18 protein-coding genes are annotated in these 18,354 nt (G+C 71.8%); 15 read left to right on the top strand and 3 right to left on the bottom strand.

Going from position 1 to position 18,354, the window contains the following annotated elements; genetic code table 11:
• Position 1 precedes the first annotated feature (1 nt).
• Positions 2-1,282: a TRAP transporter large permease gene (locus ACZ7LS_RS35980; RefSeq protein ID WP_382970818.1), complete on the top strand. Its 1,281-nt coding sequence runs from the start codon at positions 2-4 to the stop codon at positions 1,280-1,282.
• A gap of 39 nt (positions 1,283-1,321) precedes the next feature.
• On the top strand, positions 1,322-2,323 hold the full coding sequence (locus ACZ7LS_RS35975) for a glycoside hydrolase family protein (RefSeq protein ID WP_385134811.1): 1,002 nt from the start codon (positions 1,322-1,324) through the stop codon (positions 2,321-2,323).
• 57 nt (positions 2,324-2,380) lie between these two features.
• Here ACZ7LS_RS35975 and ACZ7LS_RS35970 read toward each other — a convergent pair whose 3' ends face one another.
• A complete protein-coding gene (locus ACZ7LS_RS35970; RefSeq protein WP_382516678.1) occupies positions 2,381-3,544 on the bottom strand; it encodes an ABC transporter ATP-binding protein in 1,164 nt (387 codons plus the stop codon).
• 223 nt (positions 3,545-3,767) lie between these two features.
• Here ACZ7LS_RS35970 and ACZ7LS_RS35965 point away from each other — a divergent pair, with 223 nt between their 5' ends.
• The 13 genes from ACZ7LS_RS35965 to ACZ7LS_RS35905 all read left to right on the top strand — a co-directional run bounded on the left by ACZ7LS_RS35965 (position 3,768) and on the right by ACZ7LS_RS35905 (position 16,450).
• Positions 3,768-5,066: an alpha/beta fold hydrolase gene (locus ACZ7LS_RS35965; RefSeq protein WP_385134809.1), complete on the top strand. Its 1,299-nt coding sequence runs from the start codon at positions 3,768-3,770 to the stop codon at positions 5,064-5,066.
• A 147-nt stretch (positions 5,067-5,213) separates the two neighbouring features.
• A complete protein-coding gene (locus ACZ7LS_RS35960; protein WP_382516684.1) occupies positions 5,214-5,471 on the top strand; it encodes a DUF5133 domain-containing protein in 258 nt (85 codons plus the stop codon).
• Positions 5,472-5,566: 95 nt separating this feature from the next.
• Complete coding sequence (locus tag ACZ7LS_RS35955) at positions 5,567-6,160, top strand: helix-turn-helix domain-containing protein (RefSeq protein WP_382516687.1); 594 nt, start codon at positions 5,567-5,569, stop codon at positions 6,158-6,160.
• 154 nt (positions 6,161-6,314) lie between these two features.
• Positions 6,315-7,283, top strand: coding sequence for an NADPH:quinone oxidoreductase family protein (locus ACZ7LS_RS35950; RefSeq protein ID WP_382516690.1), 969 nt, complete (start codon positions 6,315-6,317; stop codon positions 7,281-7,283).
• Positions 7,280-8,473, top strand: coding sequence for an acyl-CoA dehydrogenase family protein (locus ACZ7LS_RS35945; protein ID WP_385134806.1), 1,194 nt, complete (start codon positions 7,280-7,282; stop codon positions 8,471-8,473). Before ACZ7LS_RS35950 ends, ACZ7LS_RS35945 begins: the two co-directional genes overlap by 4 nt.
• Positions 8,470-9,576 carry an acyl-CoA dehydrogenase family protein gene (locus ACZ7LS_RS35940; RefSeq protein ID WP_382516696.1) on the top strand — a complete coding sequence of 369 codons (1,107 nt, stop codon included), beginning with the start codon at positions 8,470-8,472 and terminating at the stop codon, positions 9,574-9,576. The genes ACZ7LS_RS35945 and ACZ7LS_RS35940 overlap by 4 nt, the downstream gene beginning before the upstream one ends.
• A gap of 85 nt (positions 9,577-9,661) precedes the next feature.
• Positions 9,662-11,257 (top strand): ABC transporter substrate-binding protein, encoded by a 1,596-nt coding sequence (locus ACZ7LS_RS35935; protein WP_382970822.1) that lies wholly within the window; start codon positions 9,662-9,664, stop codon positions 11,255-11,257.
• The gene (locus ACZ7LS_RS35930) at positions 11,254-12,246 is read left to right on the top strand and encodes an ABC transporter permease (protein WP_385134804.1); all 993 of its coding nucleotides are present in this window, start codon (positions 11,254-11,256) and stop codon (positions 12,244-12,246) included. Before ACZ7LS_RS35935 ends, ACZ7LS_RS35930 begins: the two co-directional genes overlap by 4 nt.
• Positions 12,239-13,222 carry an ABC transporter permease gene (locus ACZ7LS_RS35925; protein WP_385134802.1) on the top strand — a complete coding sequence of 328 codons (984 nt, stop codon included), beginning with the start codon at positions 12,239-12,241 and terminating at the stop codon, positions 13,220-13,222. Before ACZ7LS_RS35930 ends, ACZ7LS_RS35925 begins: the two co-directional genes overlap by 8 nt.
• Complete coding sequence (locus ACZ7LS_RS35920) at positions 13,219-14,358, top strand: ABC transporter ATP-binding protein (RefSeq protein ID WP_385134801.1); 1,140 nt, start codon at positions 13,219-13,221, stop codon at positions 14,356-14,358. The genes ACZ7LS_RS35925 and ACZ7LS_RS35920 overlap by 4 nt, the downstream gene beginning before the upstream one ends.
• Positions 14,351-15,013 (top strand): ABC transporter ATP-binding protein, encoded by a 663-nt coding sequence (locus ACZ7LS_RS35915; RefSeq protein ID WP_382516711.1) that lies wholly within the window; start codon positions 14,351-14,353, stop codon positions 15,011-15,013. Before ACZ7LS_RS35920 ends, ACZ7LS_RS35915 begins: the two co-directional genes overlap by 8 nt.
• A 247-nt stretch (positions 15,014-15,260) precedes the next feature.
• Positions 15,261-16,130, top strand: a complete 870-nt coding sequence (locus tag ACZ7LS_RS35910; RefSeq protein ID WP_385134799.1) for a phosphatidylinositol-specific phospholipase C/glycerophosphodiester phosphodiesterase family protein — start codon at positions 15,261-15,263, stop codon at positions 16,128-16,130.
• Between the two features lie 125 nt (positions 16,131-16,255).
• The gene (locus ACZ7LS_RS35905; RefSeq protein WP_129767873.1) at positions 16,256-16,450 is read left to right on the top strand and encodes a hypothetical protein; all 195 of its coding nucleotides are present in this window, start codon (positions 16,256-16,258) and stop codon (positions 16,448-16,450) included.
• A gap of 25 nt (positions 16,451-16,475) precedes the next feature.
• Here the strand turns inward: ACZ7LS_RS35905 and ACZ7LS_RS35900 are convergent, their stop codons facing one another.
• Both ACZ7LS_RS35900 and ACZ7LS_RS35895 read right to left on the bottom strand, forming a co-directional pair.
• Entirely contained in the window at positions 16,476-16,844 is a 369-nt protein-coding gene (locus ACZ7LS_RS35900) for a DUF779 domain-containing protein (RefSeq protein WP_382516896.1), read from the bottom strand.
• A 273-nt stretch (positions 16,845-17,117) separates the two neighbouring features.
• The gene (locus tag ACZ7LS_RS35895) at positions 17,118-18,287 is read right to left on the bottom strand and encodes a serine hydrolase domain-containing protein (RefSeq protein WP_385134797.1); all 1,170 of its coding nucleotides are present in this window, start codon (positions 18,285-18,287) and stop codon (positions 17,118-17,120) included.
• Between the last annotated feature and the right edge of the window lie 67 nt (positions 18,288-18,354).

The following is an 18,354-nucleotide window of genomic DNA, read 5'->3' as shown; positions in this document are numbered from 1 at the left end:
CATGGGCGTCGTCATTCTGCTGATCATGGCGGCCGGGGTGGCCGCGATGCTGAGCCGCAAACTCCCCACGGCCTTCGCGCTCGTCCTGCTGGCCGTGGCCATCGCGCTGGTCGCGGGCGCCCCGGCGACCGGCGAGAACAGTGTGCTGGACACGGTGCTCCAGGAGGGCGCCCCGGCGCTCGCCGCCACCATGATCGCGATCCTGCTGGGTTCCTGGCTCGGCAGGCTGCTCGACGAGACCGGGATCGCGGGCACGCTCGTCCGTAAGATCGTCGAATTCGGCGGCGACCGGCCGGTGGTGGTCGCCCTCGGCGTGCTGGCCGTCTCCACCCTGGTCGGTACCGTCACGGGCTCGGCGCCGGCCGCGATGCTCGCCGGGATCATCGGCATCCCCGCGATGATCGCCGTCGGCATCCCGAAGGTCACCGCCGCGGGCACGATCCTGATGGGCATCGCCGCCGGCATGCCCTTCGAACTGCCCATCTGGCAGTTCTTCTCCAGCGCGCTGGAACTGCCCGTCCCGACCGTACGCGGCTTCATGATCAAACTGTTTCCGTTCGCGCTCGCCGCGGCCGTCCTGTTCGTCCTCATCGAGACCCGCCGCAGGGGCGTCGAGCACGCCTGGTCCCTCAAGTCCGTCCCGGAGAAGCCGCTCTCACGCCGTCAGCGGCTCGGTGACGCGCCCTGGTACGCGCTGCTCACCCCGGCCGTGCCCCTGATCCTCGCGCTCGGCCTCGATGTGGCCATCGTGCCCTCGCTGCTGGCGGGCGTGATCTACGCACTGGTCACCACGACCCGGCCGGGCGAGATGAGCAAGCGGCTGCTGCGCACGCTCTACGGCGGCTTCGAGATCGCCGCCGCGCCGATCGTCCTGTTCATCGCCATCGGGATCCTGCTGGCCGCGGTGAAGCTGCCGGGCGCGGTGGAGGCGCTGGAACCGCTGGTGAAGGCGGTGAGCCCGCAGAACCCCGTGCTGTTCGTCCTCGTCTTCACCCTGCTGGTACCGCTCTGCCTCTACCGGGGCCCGCTCAACGTGTTCGGCCTCGGCGCGGGCATCGCCGGGGTGCTCATCGCCGCCGGGATCTACCCGGCCGTGGCCGTGCTCGGCCTCGCCACCTCGTACAACCAGGTCTTCGGTGTGGCCGACCCGACCAGCACCCAGACGGTGTGGAGCGCGCAGTACGCGGGCGTCACCCCGCAGCAGGTGATGGCGCGCACGCTGCCGTACGTCTGGCTCGTCGCGCTCGGCGGCTTCACCGTGACCGCCGCGACGTACCTCTGACGACCCCATGCTCCTGACACTCCTGGGACGGAGAACCCCATGACCGAGCCGCAGAACCCGAGCCGCCGTATCCTCCTGCGCGGCGCCGTCGCCACCTCGGCCGTACTGGCGGCGGGCGTCGGGACCGCGCCGGGCGCCGTCGCGGCCCCCGGCGGATTCCCCGACTACCGTTATGTCAAGACCCTGCTGACGCCCTCTCAGCTGAGGTACAACCCCACCGGCGAGATCATCTTCCCGTGCATCCGGGGGACCGCGGGCCGGATCGCGGGCGCGCTGGGCCGCTACTACCTCTACTACGCGCCGCACGACGCGCCCGGCGGTATCTGCCTGGCCTACGGCGACTCCCTGGAAGGCCCGTTCACGGAGTACCCGGCCAATCCGCTGGTCTCCCGCACCTGGCAGCCCCACTACTCCGTCAGCCATGTCTCGTCCCCGCATGTCCTGTGGAACGAGGACGCCAAGGAGATGTGGCTCTACTTCCACGGGGAGAACACCACCACGCGGCTCGCCCGCTCCAAGGACGGCATCACCTTCACCTACGACAAGGTGGTCCTGTCGACCTCGATGATGCCCGCCGGGTCCACGGAGACCTCGTACGCACGGGTCTTCGCACATGATCTGCCGTCGAAGAACGCCCGCTACGTCATGCTCTTCATGCTCAACAACACCACCAACCACCGTGACATCGCCTGGGGCTGGTCACCGGACGGCCGGAACTGGACCTTCGACCAGACACCGCTCGTACGCCACTCGGACGTCGGCGCGGTCAATGTCGGCGGCCCGCATCTGCTGACCGGGAACGGCAGTGCGTATGTGGTCTACAACAAGGACAAGGAGAGCGGCGGCGACCTCATGATCACGGAGGTCGGCAACGACTTCACGCGCCGAAAGCACCTCGGCGTCTTCTACAACTCCGGCGCCGGCGCCCCGGACAACGGCCGCAGCGCCGCTCCGAGCTTCGGTACGCAGGGCGGAATGCCCTACATGGTCTACGAGGCGGGGGAGCGGCTCGCGGGATCGATCGCCGTCGCCCGCGGCTAGCGCGCGGTGGTACGGGACCCGGCCGCCGCGGCCCGGTCCCGTACCACCGGACACCGCTCAGGCGTCCGACACCGAGTCGAAGTCGACCTCGTCGCGCCCGATGCCCTGGGCGTCCGCGTCCACCGAGCGGCGCAGCGCCTCATGCAGCTTCGCCGGGGTCAGCACCCCGGCGAAGCGCGGCCCTTCCAGCACCGCCACCCACCCCGCGTCATGCTGGAGCATCTCGCTGAACGCCTGCTTCAGCGGGGAACCGAGGGGTACCCACGCCTCCATCCGGCGGGCGAGGTCGCCGACCGAGCCCCGCTCCCCGGCGTGCGCCAGCGCGTCGGCGGAGACCCAGCCGTGCAGTTCGCCGTCCCCGTTCAGCACCACCGCCCAGCGGGCCCGCTGGGCGCGCATCCGCGCCGCCGCGTCCCGGGCCGGCTCGTCGGTCCTCGCGACCGGCGGCTGCTCGAGGTCGGCCGGCTCGACGGCGGTCACCGAGAGCCGTTTCAACCCCCGGTCCGCGCCCACGAAGCGGGCCACATAGGGCGTGGCGGGGGTGCCGAGGATCGCGCCCGGCCTGTCGTACTGCTCGATACGGCCCTCTCCGTACACCGCGATACGGTCCCCCATCCGTACCGCCTCCTCGATGTCGTGCGTCACCATCAGCACCGTCTTGCGCACCGTCGCCTGGAGCTTCAGGAACTCGTTCTGCAGCCGCTCGCGCACCACCGGGTCCACCGCGCCGAACGGCTCGTCCATCAGCAGCACCGGGGGATCGGCGGCCAGAGCGCGCGCCACGCCCACCCGCTGGCGCTGCCCGCCCGACAACTGCGCCGGGTAGCGCGGACCGTACGTCGCCGGGTCGAGCCCCACCAGGTCGAGCAGTTCCGCCGCCCGTTCGCGGGCCCTGGCCTTCTTCCAGCCGATCAGGGCGGGCACGGTCGCGGTGTTGTCGAGGACCGTCCGGTGCGGGAAGAGCCCCACCTCCTGGATGACATAGCCGATCCGGCGGCGCAACCGGACCGGGTCGACCCCCGAGATGTCCCGGCCGTCCACGAGGATACGGCCCGAGGTGGGCTCGATCAGCCGGTTCACCATCATCATCGTGGTCGTCTTGCCACAGCCGGAAGGGCCCACCAGCGTCACCAGTTCGCCCTCGTCGACATCGAAGGAGAGCTCGTCAACGGCGGCCGTTCCGTCCGGGTAGACCTTGCTGACCTGCTCGAACCGGATCATGACCTCACGCTAGGAGCGGGCGGGCCGCCGCGCGCGCGGGCCGGGACTGTCCGGGGAACCGCGTACCCGCCGCACCGCGCTGAACGGAGACGCTCCCGTGGCCGTACAGCTCGTCACACGGCGGGAGCGGTCCCGGGCGGGGTGGTCTCGCCGGCCCGTGGCCCGTGTGCTGAACTGTCCGGCGTGACCGCCCCGGAAGGGGCGAGCGAGAACAGGAGCACCCTTGACCAGCTACCGGCAGCCCGGCGTCGTCCTCACCGACCACCGCTTCACGGTCCCGCTGGACCACAGCGATCCGTCGGGGGAGCGGATCGAGCTGTTCGCCCGCGAAGTCGTCGCGAGCGCACGGGCGGAGGCCGATCTGCCCTGGCTGGTGTACCTGGAGGGCGGTCCCGGTTTCGGCGCGCGCCGGTTCATCGGCCGGCAGGCGTGGCTCGGCCGCGCTCTGAAGGAGTTCCGGGTGCTCCTCCTCGACCAGCGAGGGACCGGTCTCTCCACCCCCGTCAACCGGCAGACCCTGCCCCTGCACGGCGATGCGCGGGGGCAGGCCGACTATCTCGCGCACTTCCGCGCCGACTCGATCGTGCGGGACTGCGAGACGATACGTCCGCTGCTGACCGGCGGCGCCCCGTGGACCGTGCTCGGCCAGAGCTTCGGCGGCTTCTGCGCCACCCATTACCTCTCCACCGCACCCGAGGGCCTGGAGACCGTGCTGATCACCGGCGGGCTGCCCTCCCTCGACGCCACGCCCGACGAGGTCTACCGCGCCGCGTACCCCCGGATCGCGCGCAAGGTGGAGGCGTTCTACGCCCGCTATCCGCAGGACATCGGCGTGGCCCGCCGGATCGCGAGGTATCTGGCCGAGCACCGGCCCGTACTTCCCACCGGCTACGTCCTGACGCCCGAGGCGTTCCAGTCCCTGGGGATCATGCTCGGCGGCGGGGACGGCGGCCATCAGCTGCACTATCTGCTGGAGAACGCCTTCGTCCGTACGCCGAAGGGCCCGGCGCTCTCCGACGCGTTCCAGGAGAGCGTGGCCACCGCCCTCTCGTTCGCCGGGCATCCGCTCTACGCCGTGCTCCACGAGGCGATCTACGGCCAGGACGGCCGGCCGACCCAGTGGGCCGCCGAGCGGGTGCGCGGTGAGTTCGCGCGGTTCGACTCGGCCAAGACCCTCGCCGGGGAAGGGCCGTTGTACTTCACGGGGGAGTCCATCCACCCCTGGCACTTCGACTCCGACCCCGCGCTGCGCCCGCTGCGCGAGGTCGCCGAGCTGGTCGCGGCCCGTACCGACTGGAGCCCGCTCTACGACCCCGCCCGGCTGGCCGCCAACGAGGTGCCGGTCGCCGCGGCCGTCTACCACGACGACATGTACGTCGACACGGAACACTCCCTGCGCACCGCGCGCGCGATCCGCGGGCTGCGGACGTGGGTGACGGACGAGTACGAGCACGACGGAGTGCGGGCGGGCGGCCCGCACGTCCTGGACCGGCTGCTCGCGCTCGTACGGGACGAGGGGTGAGGCGCGGGGACCCCTCACGGTCCGGCCCCCCGGACTCACCGAGCGGATGCCGGGCGCCGGGTGGACAATGGCCCGCAGGGGACCGGCGCCCTGCCACGTGCGAAGCCGGAGCGAGCGGGTGGATCCCGAACGCGGGAGGTGGTTGGCATGCTGCTGCCGGACAGACATCTGGTGGCCGATCTGCTGGCCCGGTACCGGGCCTGGGAACGGCTGGTGCTCGCCGATCCGCTCGACGAGGAGACACGCGGACGGTTCGAGGACGTGGCGTACACCCTCTGTGTGCTGATGGGACAGCGCACCGCACGTGAGGCGATCTGGCAGGCGGAGGCGTATCTGCGCAGGATCAGGCCCGTTCCGCTGTTCCCGGACGGAACGACGTCCGTCGCGCCGGGAGTCAAGCCGTAGAGCCGCGGAGGACCTGATCACCGCCACCGCCACCGCCGCCGTCGCGGACCGGCAAGTCCTGTTGCCGGACCGGCAATCGATGATGCAATGGGCCCATGGATGACGACGACGCCCGGCTCGAAGAAGTACTGAACGAAGTGGGTCCCCGGCTGCGCAAGATCCGGCAGGAACGGGGCGCCACACTGAGCGCGCTCTCCGAGGCCACCGGAATCTCCGTGAGCACCCTCTCGCGGCTGGAGGCGGGCCGTCGCCGCCCCAGCCTCGAACTGCTGCTGCCCATCGCCCGCGCCCATCAGGTCCCGCTCGACGAACTGGTCGGCGCGCCGCATGTCGGCGATCCCCGGGTGCGCGCCAAGCCGATCGTGTACCGCAACCGTACGATGCTGCCGCTCACCCGTCAGCCGGGCGGGCTGCGGGCGTACAAGGTCATCATCCAGCCCTCGCCGGACGACGACGACCGCGAACTGCGGACGCATGAGGGGTACGAGTGGCTCTATGTGCTGGCGGGCCGGCTGCGGCTGCGGCTCGGTGAGCACGACGTGGTGCTCGGCGCGGGGGAGGCGGCCGAGTTCGACACGCATGTACCGCACTGGTTCGGGTCGGCCGTGGACGCGCCGGTGGAGTTCCTGAGCCTGTTCGGGCCGCAGGGCGAGCGGATGCATGTGAGGGCACGGCCGAAGGTGTCCTGAGGGGCGGTTTCCAAGCCGATTCCGAGCGGACGCCGGGCGGTTTCCGAGCGGATTCCGAGGGAGGGTGCTTCCGGGCGGGATGTTCCCAGCGAGGCAAGCGACTGCTTAGTATGCGCACGAGTGCGGTACAGCCCATCGTGTGTGGAGGCCCCGAATGCAGGCATGGCGAGTGCACCGGAACGGCGAGCCCGGCGAGGTGATGCGGCTCGAAGAGGTGGCGCGTCCCGTGCCCGGCGAGGGACAGGTCCCGCTGCTGGTCCGGGCGGCGAACATCAACTTCCCGGACGCCCTCCTCTGCCGGGGGCAGTACCAGGTCAGGCCGCCGCTGCCCTTCACTCCGGGCGTGGAGATCTGCGGCGAGACGGAGGACGGGCGCCGGGTCATCGCCACACCGGCGCTTCCCCACGGCGGACTGGCGGAGTACGTGGTCGCCGACGCCGCCGCGCTGCTGCCCGCGCCCGAGGCGCTGGACGACGCCGAGGTGGCGGCCCTGCACGTCGGGTATCAGACGGGCTGGTTCGGACTGCACCGGCGGGCGCGGCTCCAGCCCGGGGAAACGCTCCTCGTCCACGCGGCGTCCGGCGGCGTCGGCAGCGCGGCCGTACAGCTCGGAAAGGCGGCCGGGGCCACCGTCATCGGTGTCGTCGGGGGCCAGGACAAGGCGCGGGTGGCCCGGGAGCTGGGCTGCGACCTGGTGATCGACCGCCGTGCGGACGACCTCGTCGGCGCGGTCAAGGAGGCCACCGGCGGCAGGGGCGCGGATGTCGTCTACGACCCGGTGGGCGGCGACGCCTTCACCAAGTCCACCAAGTGCGTGGCCTTCGAGGGACGGATCGTGGTCGTGGGCTTCGCCAGCGGCGCGATCTCCACCGCCGCCCTCAATCACGCGCTGGTGAAGAACTACTCGATCATGGGCCTGCACTGGGGCCTCTACAACACCAAGGACCCGGCGGCGGTGGCCCGTTGCCACCGGGAGCTGACCGGACTCGCCACCCGGGGCGCGATCAAGCCGCTCATCAGCGAGCGGGTCGCCATGAAGGACGCGGCCGACGCGGTCCAGCGGGTCGCCGACGGCATCACCACCGGACGCGTGGTCGTCCTCCCCGAGGGCGGTTCCCGATGACGGGCGCCGCCGAACTGCGCTCTCTGACCAGGGAGTTGCTGGCCGCCCGGCCACCGGCCACCACCGACCGCACCGACTTCCTCAAGGCGCGCTTCGACGCGGGACTCGCCTGGGTGCACTACCCGGCCGGGCTCGGCGGGCTCGGCGCGCCGCGCTCCCTCCAGGCCGTCGTGGACGCCGAGCTGGCCGCGGCGGGCGCCCCCGACAACGACCCGCGCCGGATCGGCATCGGCCTCGGCATGGCCGCGCCGACCATCCTCCGCTACGGCACCCAGGAGCAGAAGGAACGCTTCCTGCGGCCTCTGTGGGTCGGTGAGGAAGTGTGGTGCCAGCTGTTCAGCGAGCCGGGCGCCGGCTCCGACCTGGCCGCGCTCGGGACCCGCGCGGTGCGCGACAGTGACTCCGCCTCCGGCGACTGGATCGTCAACGGGCAGAAGGTGTGGACCTCCAGCGCCCATGTCGCCCGCTGGGCCATCCTCATCGCCCGTACCGATCCCGGTCTGCCCAAGCACCGGGGCATCAGCTACTTCCTCTGCGATATGACCGACCCGGGTGTCGAGGTACGGCCGCTGCGCCAGATCACCGGCGAGGCCGAGTTCAACGAGGTCTTCCTGACCGGCGTACGCATCCCCGACGCGCACCGCCTCGGCGGAATCGGCGACGGCTGGAAGGTCGCCCAGACCACCCTGATGAACGAGCGCGTCTCCATCGGCGGCGCCCGGCTGCCCCGTGAGGGCGGCATGATCGGTACGGTCGCCCGCACCTGGCGCGAGCGGCCCGAGCTGCGCACCCATGAGCTGCGCCAGCGGCTGCTCACCCTCTGGGTGGAGGCGGAGGTCGCGCGGCTGACCGCGGAACGGCTGCGTCAGCAGCTCGTCGCCGGGCAACCGGGCCCCGAGGGCAGCGGGATGAAGCTCGCCTTCGCCCGGCTCAACCAGGAGATCAGCGGTCTGGAGGTGGAACTCCTCGGGGAGGAGGGCCTGTTGTACTCCGACTGGACCATGCGCAGGCCGGAGCTGGTCGACTTCACCGGACGGGACGCCGGTTACCGCTATCTGCGCGCGAAGGGCAACTCCATCGAGGGCGGTACCAGCGAGGTGCTGCTGAACATCGTCGCGGAGCGCGTGCTCGGCCTGCCCTCGGAACCGCGCAACGACAAGGACGTCGCCTGGAAGGACCTGGCCCGATGACCGACGCTTCCCCCGATCTGCTCTACTCGGACACCGAGGACGATCTGCGCGCGGCCGTACGGTCGTTGCTCACCGACCGCGCCGATGTACCGGCGGCGCTCCTGCGCGCCGAAGCGGGCGATCCGTACGATCCCGAGCTGTGGACCTCGCTCTCCGCCGGGATCGGCGCGTCCGGGCTGCTCGTCCCGGAGAAGCTCGGCGGCCAGGGCGCGAGCCATCGCGAGGCGGCGGTCGTACTGGAAGAGCTGGGCCGCGCCGTCACGGCCGCGCCGTATCTCACCAGCTCCGTGGTGGCGACCGGGACACTGCTCGCCTGCGACGGGGAGAGCACCGGGAACACGGATGTCGCGGGCCTGCTCACCGCGCTCGCCCACGGCCACCGGGTCGCGGTGCTCGCGGTGCCGCTGTCCACCGCCCCGGACGGGCCGCTCCCCGCCGGCGCGGCAACGGTGAGCGGAGTCGCCGACGCCGTACGCGCCGATGTCCTGCTCGTGGTGCGTCACGACGGGCTGTACGCGGTCGAGACGGCCTCGCCCGGGGTGACCGTCGAACCGCTCACCCCGCTCGATCTGACCCGCCCGCTCGCCGCGGTCACCGTCGACCCCGCCGCCGGGATCCGGCTCGCCGGGGCGCCCGCGGCGCAGGCCGCCGTACGCCGCGGACTGCTGGCCGGGGCGGGGCTGCTCGCCTCCGAGCAACTCGGTGTCGCCGAGTGGTGTCTGGAGGAGACCGTCCGGCACACCCGCGAGCGCACGCAGTTCAACCGGCCGATCGGGTCCTTCCAGGCGCTCAAGCACCGGATGGCGCAGCTGTGGCTGGAGGTCGTCTCGGCCCGCGCGGCGGCCCGCAACGCCGCCGACGCGCTGGCCACCGGCAGCCCGGAGGCCCCGCTCGCCGTGGCTCTCGCGCAGGCGTACTGCGGGCGGGTCGCGGTCCACGCGGCCGAGGAGTGCGTCCAGTTGCACGGCGGGATCGGGATGACCTGGGAGCATCCCGCGCATCTGTATCTCAAGCGTGCCAAGTCCGATGAGATCGCCTTCGGTTCGCGGGGGAGGCACCAGGAGACGCTGGCCGCGCTCGTCGATCTGCCCGGACCCCGGTAGCCCGCGTCTGGACAAGCACCCCTTTACGTGCTGTTTAATTGCGAATCGATCGCAATAACAGATGATCTTCAATAGGGGTGGACGCATGACGGCCCGATCGATACGCGGCACGGCCGCCGCGGTGCTGGCCGGAGCACTGGCCCTCACCGCGGCGGCCTGCTCGAACCCGGGCGGCTCGGGCACGGGCGGCGGGGCGAAGGACTCGGTGGTCGTCGGTATCGCCTACGAACCCGACAGCCTCAGCCCGCTCCTCGGCTACGGCAAGGACGGCAACTCCAAGATCTTCGACGGGCTGCTCGCGTACGACGGCGAGATGCGGCTCAGGCCCGCGCTCGCCACCGCCCTGCCGACGGTGAGCGACGACGGGCTGACCTACACCTACCGGCTGCGCGAGGGGGTGAAGTTCAGCGACGGCAAGCCCTTCGGCGCCAAGGACGTCGTCTTCACCTACCGCACCATCCTGGACGAGAAGACGAACAACCCGTCCAGGACCGAGCTGGACGCCGTCAAGGACATCACCGCCCGGGGCGAGCACACCGTCGTCTTCACCCTGAAGTACCCCTACGCGCCGTTCGACCGGCGGACCGTCCTGCCCATCGCGCCCGCGCACATCGCGGGCGAACAGGACGTCAACACCGGCCCGTTCACCACGAAGCCCGTCGGCACCGGCCCCTATCTCCTCACCGGCTGGTCGAAGGGCGAGAAGATCAGCTTCAAGGCCAACCCGGACTACTGGGGCGGCGCGCCCGAGGTGAAGAGGTTCACCATGGCGATCATCAAGGACGACGACGTCCGCGCCACCAGGCTGCGGGCCGGCGAACTCGACGGCGCGATCCTGCCGCCCAACCTCGCCAAGGGATTCGCCGAGGACAGCGGCCGCGAGACCTACGACGCCACGACCTACGACTACCGCACCGTCACCCTGCCGACCCACCACAAGGTCACCGGCGACACCGCGGTCCGCCGGGCCCTCGACATCGCCGTCGACCGCGAGACCATGGTCGACCGGATCCTCGAAGGCGCGGGCAAGCCTGCCTACGGCCCGGTCCCCACCGGCAGCGAATGGTTCGCCCGCGGCACCGAACGCCGCTACGACCTCGAAGGGGCCCGGCGCATCCTGGACGAGGCGGGCTGGAAGCCCGGCAAGGACGGCGTCCGCGTCAAGGACGGGGTGCGCGCCGCCTTCCCGCTCTGGTACCTCACCGGCGACAAGCTCCGCCAGGAACACGCCCTCGCCTACGCCTCCGACGCCAAGAAGGCGGGCATCGACATCACGACCCAGGCGGGCACCTGGGAGGTCATCGAACCGCGGATGAGGCAGGACGCGGTCCTGGCCGGCGGCGGCTCGCCCGGCGACCCGGACTTCGACCAGTACACCCTGCTCAAGTCCACGCTCGCGGGCGACGGCTTCAACAACATGGCGTGGTACGACAACCCGGCCGTCGACCGGGCCCTCGACGCGGGCCGCGAGAGCGGTGAACCGGCCGCCCGCAAGACCGCGTACGACACCGTCCAGCGCGAACTGGTGAAGAACCCCGGGTACACCTTCCTCACCCATATCGACCACCTCTACGTGGTGAACGACCGCTGGGACGGGCTCTCCACCCAGACCGAGCCGCACGACCACGGTCTCGCGTCCGGCCCCTGGTGGAACATCGAGGACTGGACGCCGAAGAAATGAGCCGCCGCCTCCCCTGGGGGGCGATGGGACGGATGGCGGGGCGGCGGCTGCTGTTCGCCGCCCCGGTCCTCCTCGTGGTGACCTTCGGCGTGTTCGCCGTCGCCGCGGCCTCGCCCTTCGACCCCGTGAAGGCCTACGCGGGCACCGCGGGCCTCACCGCCTCGCAGGAGAACCTCGACCAGCTCCGGGTCAACCTCGGAGTGGATCAGCCACTCGTCCACCGCTGGTGGAACTGGCTGACCCACGCGCTCGCCGGTGACCTCGGGGACTCCTCCGTACTGCGCGCGCCCGTCTCCGCCGTGATCGGCGAGCGGATCGGCTGGTCCGCGCTGCTCGCCGTCACCGCGTTCGCCGTCGCCGTCCTGCTCGGCACCGCCCTCGGCGTGCTCGCCGCGCGCAGGCCCGGTGGCCCGCTCGACCGCTGCGCGGGCTCGGCGGCGTACATGCTGGAGGCCGCACCCGCCTTCTGGCTCGGGCTCCTCGCGATCTGGTTCTTCGCGGTCACGCTCGGCGTGCTCCCGGCGGGCGGGCTCACGGACGCGGCGAGCGACACCGTCACCTTCGGGCAGGTCGCGTCGCATCTGGTGCTGCCCGCCGCCGTGCTGGGCATCTCCCAGCTGCCCTGGTTCTTCCTCTACGTACGCCAGGGGGTCACCGACGCGCTCGCCGAGGACCCCGTACGCGGTGCCCGCGCCCGCGGGCTGAGCGAACGCACCGTACTGCTCGGCCACGCCCTGCGCTCCGGCATGCTGCCGATGCTCACCCTCATCGGCTCCCGGGTGCCCGAACTCATCACCGGCGCGCTGCTCGTCGAGACGGTCTTCAGCTGGCCCGGAATCGCCGCCGCCACCGTGCAGGCGGCCACCTCCGTGGACTTCGCGCTGCTCGCCGCCCTCACGGTGCTCGCCACCGCCGCCGTGCTGATCGGGAACCTGCTCTCCGATCTGCTCTACGGACTCGCCGACCCGAGAGTGGGCTTCGATGGCTGACACCACCACCGGCCGGGACACCACCACCGGCCGGGACACCACCACCGGCCGGGACACCACCACCGGCCGGGACACCACCACCGGCCCGGACACCGGCACCGGCCCGGACAACGGCACGCCGGTCTGGCGCTCGCACGGGCGCACCCGCCGCTCGACGCGCACGGTCCGCGTCCGTGTCTCGGGCTCCATCGTGGCGGCCGTGGCGCTCGCCGTACTCGTCGTCCCGCTGCTCGTCCCCCTCGACCAGCAGGCCGTCGACCTCGCCAGAAAGCTCCAGGCGCCGTCCCTGGCACACCCGTTCGGCACGGACGACGTCGGCCGCGATCTGCTGCTGCGCTGCGTCTACGGACTGCGCGTCTCGCTGCTCGTCGGACTCGTCGCGGCGCTCGTCGCCACCGTGATCGGTACGGCGGTCGGCGCGGCGGCGGCGGCCTTCGGCGGCTGGACGGACCGGATCGTCATGCGGCTCGTGGACACCTTCTCGTCCGTACCGCATCTGCTGCTCGGCATCTTCATCGTCGCCATGTTCCGGCCGGGCGTGTGGCCGGTGATCGTGTCCGTGGCACTCACCCACTGGCTCTCCACCGCCCGCATAGTCCGCTCGGAAGTGCTCTCGCTGCGCGCGCGCCCGTATATCGACGCGGCCATCTCGGGCGGCGCGTCACGCCGGCGCGTCATCGGCCGCCATCTCCTGCCGGGCGTCATGCCGCAGGCCGGACTCGCCGCCGTACTGATGGTGCCGCACGCGATGTGGCACGAATCCGCGCTCTCGTTCCTCGGGCTCGGCCTGCCCAGCCATCAGGCGAGTCTCGGCAACCTGGTGCAGACCGCGCGCGGTTCACTGCTGGCGGGTGACTGGTGGCCGACGCTCTTCCCCGGACTGTTCCTGATCGTCCCGACCCTCGCACTCGCGGGTCTCGCCGGCGCCTGGCGGGAACGGATCAATCCGCGCCGCCGATCGGAGCTGATGCTGTGAACACGCCGTCCCCGGCCCTCCCGCGGACCGGTCCCGCCGAGTCCGTGGAGCCCGTCGAGCCCTTGCGCTCCGCCGGCCCGGCGGCTTCCGCGAGGCCTGACGAGCCGGCGCCGCCCGTGCTCTCCGTACGCGGGCTCGGCGTCCGCTTCCGGATGCGCGGCGGCCGGCACATCGCCGCCGTCACCGACGCCGGCTTCGATCTCGCGGCGGGGGAGTGCCTCGCCCTCGTCGGTGAGAGCGGCTGCGGAAAGTCCGTCCTCGCCTCCGCCCTGCTCGGACTCCTGCCCGGCAACGCGCAGACCACCGGCTCCGCCGTCCTCGACGGCATCGACCTGCTCGCCGCCGACGAGCGCACGCTCGCGCGGACGGTACGGGGACGGCGTGTCGGCCTCGTACCGCAGAGCCCGGCGGCCCATCTCACGCCCGTGCGTACGGTACGGGCCCAACTGGAGGAGACCGTCAGGGAACTGACCGGCACGCGCGGACGGGAACTCCACCGGGCCGCCGAGGCCGCCGCCGACCGCGCGGCCTTTCCCGCCGGCCATCTCGACCGCTATCCGCACGAACTCTCCGGCGGTCTCGCCCAGCGCGCCGCGACCGCGCTCGCCCTGATCGGCGACGCCCCGCTGCTGCTGGCCGACGAACCGACCACCGGACTCGACCGCGATCTCGTGAACCGTACGGCCGACGAACTGCGCCGGCACGCCGACGAGGGCCGCGCCCTGCTGATGATCACCCACGATCTGGCCGCGGCCGAGCGGATCGCCGACCGCGTCGCCGTGATGTACGCCGGACGGATCGTCGAACTCGCCGACGCGCGGAGGTTCTTCGGGGAGCCGGGACCGCGTCACCCCTATGCGCGCGGACTGCTGAACGCCTTGCCGGAACGCGCGTTCATCCCCATCCCCGGGCTGCCCCCGGAGCTGGGCGAGCTGCCGGCCGGCTGCGCGTTCGCGCCCCGCTGCGAGCGCGCCACCGATCTCTGCGCCACACCACCGCGCTTCACGGAAGGGCTCGCCTGCCACCACGCCCGGGAGAGCACCGACGAAAGACCGGAAGGGCGATCCGAGGAGCGACCTGGAGAGAGCCCTCACGAGCGACCCGACGAGAGCGCCGAGGAGACCGTCCGTGCTTGAACTCCGCTCCATCACCGCCGGATACGAGCGGCGCGCCCCCGTCGTACGGAACGCCTCCCTGACCCTCGCGCCCGGCGCGTCGCTCGGGCTGCTCGGCCCCAGCGGCTGCGGCAAGTCCACCCTCGCCAGGGTCGCGGCGCTGCTGCACCGGCCCGACGCGGGCACGGTCACCGTCGACGGCCAACGGGTGGCCGGCTGGCGCCATCGGGCACCGCGCGAGCAGCGGACCGCGATCGGCGTGGTCTTCCAGCAGCCACGGCTGTCGGCGGATCCCCGGCTGCGGCTCAGCGAGTTGATCGCCGAACCGTTGCGCGCCACCGGCCGCCGGACGGATCTCGCCTCGCGCGTCGGCGAGCTGGCCCGCACGGTCGGACTCACCGGTGAACTGCTGGGCCGCCGCCCGCACGAGGTCAGCGACGGCCAGCTGCAACGCGCCTGTCTGGCCCGCGCGCTGGTGCTGCGTCCGCGCTGGCTGGTCTGCGACGAGATGACCGCGATGCTCGACGCCTCCACCACGGCCGCGCTGGTCGCCGTCGTGGAGGAGTACCGGCGCGAGCACGGCGCCGGCCTCCTCGCCGTCGGCCACGACCGCGTGCTGCTGGAGCGCTGGTGCGACCGTACGGTCCGCTGGACGGAGATCGCCGGTACCGGCTGAAGCGCGGATGGCGGGTCGGCGAACTCTGCGTAGGACGATACCGGCCGGGCCATGACAGGGCGGATACTCGCCAGGACCGAGCCCACAGCCGAGCCCACAGTCGAGCCCACAGCCGAGTTCACAACTGAGCCGACACCCGAGCCGACACCCGAGCACACCCGGACATATCCGAGCCCGCATCCGCCCGACCGAGCACCCCTCGCGCCCCACCGCACCCTCGCGCCCCAACGCGTCCCCCGGAGGCATCATGGCCCTCACCACCCGCCGCAGAGCCGTCAGTACGCTCGCCGCCGCACTCGCGGGAGCCGTCGCGGCACCCGCGTACGCGCAGGCGGCCTCGCGGACCGAGCGCGGCGACAACGGCCCCCGGCCGCTGCGCCAGGCTCACGCCCACAACGATTATCTGCACCCCCGCCCGCTGCTCGACGCCCTGTCGCACGGCTTCACCAGCGTGGAAGCCGATGTCTTCCTGGTCGACGGCGAGTTGCTGGTCGCCCACGAGGCCACCGAACTCGACCCCTCCCGCACCCTCCGCGGGCTCTACCTCGATCCCCTCCTGGCACGGGTGCGGGCCAACCACGGCTCCGTATACCGGGGTTACCACCGGCCGGTGCAGCTGCTCATCGACATCAAGGCGGACGGCGTCGCCGCCTACGCGGAGCTGCACCGCCAACTGACCCGCTACCGCTCGATACTGAGCCGCTACGCCAACGGGTCGGTGCGCGCGGGCGCGGTCACCCCCGTCATCTCCGGCGACCGCGCGGCCCGTGCTCCGATGGAGGCACAGCGCGTACGGTACGCCTTCTACGACGGTCGGCTCGATGACCTCGGGACGGCGGCCCCGGCCTCCTTCGTCCCGCTCATCAGCGGCAATTGGACCCAGAGCTTCAGCTGGCAGGGCGTGGGCGCGTTCCCCGCCGCCGAGCGCGCGGAGCTGCGTCGTGTCGTCGACACCGCGCACGCGCACGGTCAGCGGGTGCGCTTCTGGAGCACGCCCGATCTGCCGGGGCCCGCGCGGGACGCCGTCTGGACCGAGTTGCTGGCTGCCGGGGTCGATCACCTCAATTCGGATGACCTTGCGGGCCTCGAACGCTTCCTCCGCCGGCACCGTTCGTAGCGCGTGGCGGGTGGCCCCGAGGGCAACCACCCGTACGGCGGACACGCCAGTCGGCCTACCCGGCCTCCTCCTCCGCCACACTGGCGGCCGAAAGCCGCGATCCGGTGCGGCGGAGGAGGTTCTCGATGGCTATTTCGATCTCAGTGATTCTGCTTCTGGTGATCCTCGCGGTGGTCTTCCTGCGCAATGGGGGACTGAAGTTCTCACACGCGACGGTCTGCGTCCTGCTCGGGTTCTTCCTCGCGGGCACGAGCATGGCGCCGACCATCGCGAACGGGATCTCCACCACGGCAGGCGTGGTCAGCGGCCTCCGCCCCTGACCGGTCCGCCCGCGTCTCCCGGGGCCTATGTCCCCACCAGCCGCGACCTGATGAGGAAGCGCACCCCCTCGGGCGCCTCCAGGGAGAACCCGCTGCCGCGTCCCTTCACCACATCGACGATGAGCCGGGTGTGCCGCCACACCTCGTACTGGCTCACCGACATCCAGAAGGGCACCGGCTCGGCGACTCCCTCGATCTCCAGGGACTGGAGCAGGACGTCGGAGCCGCCGGTACGGAATTCACCGTCCGGGTAACACATCGGCGCGCTGCCGTCGCAGCAGCCGCCCGACTGGTGGAACATCAGCGGCCCGTGGTCCGCCCGCAGCCGTCGGAGGAGTTCGGCGGCCGCGGCGGTCACCTCGACGCGCGGCTCCGGCGGCTCGCGGGATTCCAGCGGTTCAGGGGAGTCCCGTGGTTCCACGGGCGCGCGTGGTTCTCGGGGGGAAGTCTGCTCGTCCCTCGTCTCTCCGCCGGCGTCGGTCATCGGTCCGCACCTCCAGGGACTCAGTCAACTCCCCTCGACGTTGCGAGACGGTTGCACGCGGACCGGATTCCGGTCCCGAGTATCGGACAGGCACCCGCGCGCCGCCACACGGCCGCGTCAGTCCCGTCGGAAGCCGGAAGCCGGAAGCCGGAAGCCGGAAGCCGGAAGCCGGACGGCGGCCTGTCATCCGGCGGTGCCGCAGTACTCGGCGTCCACCACCTGTCCCAGACCGGCGGTGGACCAGTCCCCGTTGAGGTTGACGGCGAACGAGTGGTCGCCGTCCTCGGTCGTCACCGCGAAGGAGAGCGAGCCGATCCAGCCGCCGCTGTGGCCCCAGAGCTGAGCCCCGCAGCCCGCCGTGAGCCGTTCGATGCCGAGACCGTAGCCGGAGTCGAAGACCGTCGTCTTCATCGCCTTCAACTGCTCCGGCGCCAGCAGCTCGCCGCGCAACAGGGCGCTGAAGAACCGGTTGAGATCGCCCGCGCTGGAGATCATGTCGCCCTCGGCCCAGGTCTGGGACGCGTTCTGGTGGGTGACGTCGTGGACCGTGGCCCCGGCGGAGTCCTCGCCGAGTTTCGAGTACGCCCGGCCGCTCGGCCCCGGCATCAGCGAGCTGTCGCCCGGCATGACGGTGGCGTGCAGCCGGAGCGGCTCGATGATCCGTGTGCGCACCTCGTGTTCATAGGTCCTTCTCGTGACCCGCTCCATGATCAGTGCGGCCAGCACATAGTTGGTGTTGGAGTACGCGTACCGGCTCCCGGGCGCGAAGGCCGGCGCGTGGGCCATGGCGGCGTCCACCGCCTCCTGCGGAGTCCTCGTCCTGTAGCGGTTCTTGAGGAAGCCGGGCACGATGTACTTCTCCGCGTACGCCGGGTCGTCGATGAAGTCGAAGACGCCGCTGGTGTGGTTGAGCAGCTGCCGTACGGTCATCCTCCGGCCGTCGTGGCCATGGCCCCGCACCACCCCGGGCAGCCAGGTCTCCACCGTGTCGTCGAGGTCGAGCCGTCCCTCCGACTCCAGTTGGAGCAGGACGGTCGCCACGAACGTCTTGGTGATGCTGGCGATGCGGAACCGGTCGTCGGCCCGGCGCGGCGCGCCGGTTCTGAGGTCGCCGACGCCCGCCGCCCCCTTCCAGACGCTGCCACCGGTCCGCGCCTGGCCCGCGACTCCGGGGATGCCGTCCCGCACGATGGCGTCCAGCGCCCGACGGGTCTCCTCGTGCCCCGTACGGCCCGCCGCGTGTCCGGCGCCGCTCGGTGACGCCTGGGCGGGGACCGTGAACGCGGTGGCTGCCAGCGCCGCCACCGCGAGGCCCACCACACCCGTACGCGTCCTGTGCCGTCGTGCCGCCATGTCAGCTCCTCATCGCCGTGGACCGCCTTCCCCGGGAAGAGACCCGGACAGGGAGGCAAGGGTTGAG

Source organism: Streptomyces sp. NPDC039430, assembly GCF_055639435.1.
Note: the sequence above shows the minus strand (reverse complement) of the source record. Positions and strands in the feature narration are given on the sequence as shown.

What these genes read in the sequence shown, in the direction of transcription:
- ACZ7LS_RS35895 (WP_385134797.1), bottom strand. Translation starts at nt 18,287, where the DNA reads ATGGCGGCACGACGGCACAGGACGCGTACGGGTGTGGTGGGCCTCGCG.
- ACZ7LS_RS35950 (WP_382516690.1), top strand. Translation starts at nt 6,315, where the DNA reads ATGCAGGCATGGCGAGTGCACCGGAACGGCGAGCCCGGCGAGGTGATG.
- ACZ7LS_RS35940 (WP_382516696.1), top strand. Translation starts at nt 8,470, where the DNA reads ATGACCGACGCTTCCCCCGATCTGCTCTACTCGGACACCGAGGACGAT.
- ACZ7LS_RS35930 (WP_385134804.1), top strand. Translation starts at nt 11,254, where the DNA reads ATGAGCCGCCGCCTCCCCTGGGGGGCGATGGGACGGATGGCGGGGCGG.
- ACZ7LS_RS35935 (WP_382970822.1), top strand. Translation starts at nt 9,662, where the DNA reads ATGACGGCCCGATCGATACGCGGCACGGCCGCCGCGGTGCTGGCCGGA.
- ACZ7LS_RS35925 (WP_385134802.1), top strand. Translation starts at nt 12,239, where the DNA reads ATGGCTGACACCACCACCGGCCGGGACACCACCACCGGCCGGGACACC.
- ACZ7LS_RS35945 (WP_385134806.1), top strand. Translation starts at nt 7,280, where the DNA reads ATGACGGGCGCCGCCGAACTGCGCTCTCTGACCAGGGAGTTGCTGGCC.
- ACZ7LS_RS35910 (WP_385134799.1), top strand. Translation starts at nt 15,261, where the DNA reads ATGGCCCTCACCACCCGCCGCAGAGCCGTCAGTACGCTCGCCGCCGCA.
- ACZ7LS_RS35905 (WP_129767873.1), top strand. Translation starts at nt 16,256, where the DNA reads ATGGCTATTTCGATCTCAGTGATTCTGCTTCTGGTGATCCTCGCGGTG.
- ACZ7LS_RS35955 (WP_382516687.1), top strand. Translation starts at nt 5,567, where the DNA reads ATGGATGACGACGACGCCCGGCTCGAAGAAGTACTGAACGAAGTGGGT.
- ACZ7LS_RS35980 (WP_382970818.1), top strand. Translation starts at nt 2, where the DNA reads ATGGGCGTCGTCATTCTGCTGATCATGGCGGCCGGGGTGGCCGCGATG.
- ACZ7LS_RS35970 (WP_382516678.1), bottom strand. Translation starts at nt 3,544, where the DNA reads ATGATCCGGTTCGAGCAGGTCAGCAAGGTCTACCCGGACGGAACGGCC.
- ACZ7LS_RS35975 (WP_385134811.1), top strand. Translation starts at nt 1,322, where the DNA reads ATGACCGAGCCGCAGAACCCGAGCCGCCGTATCCTCCTGCGCGGCGCC.
- ACZ7LS_RS35960 (WP_382516684.1), top strand. Translation starts at nt 5,214, where the DNA reads ATGCTGCTGCCGGACAGACATCTGGTGGCCGATCTGCTGGCCCGGTAC.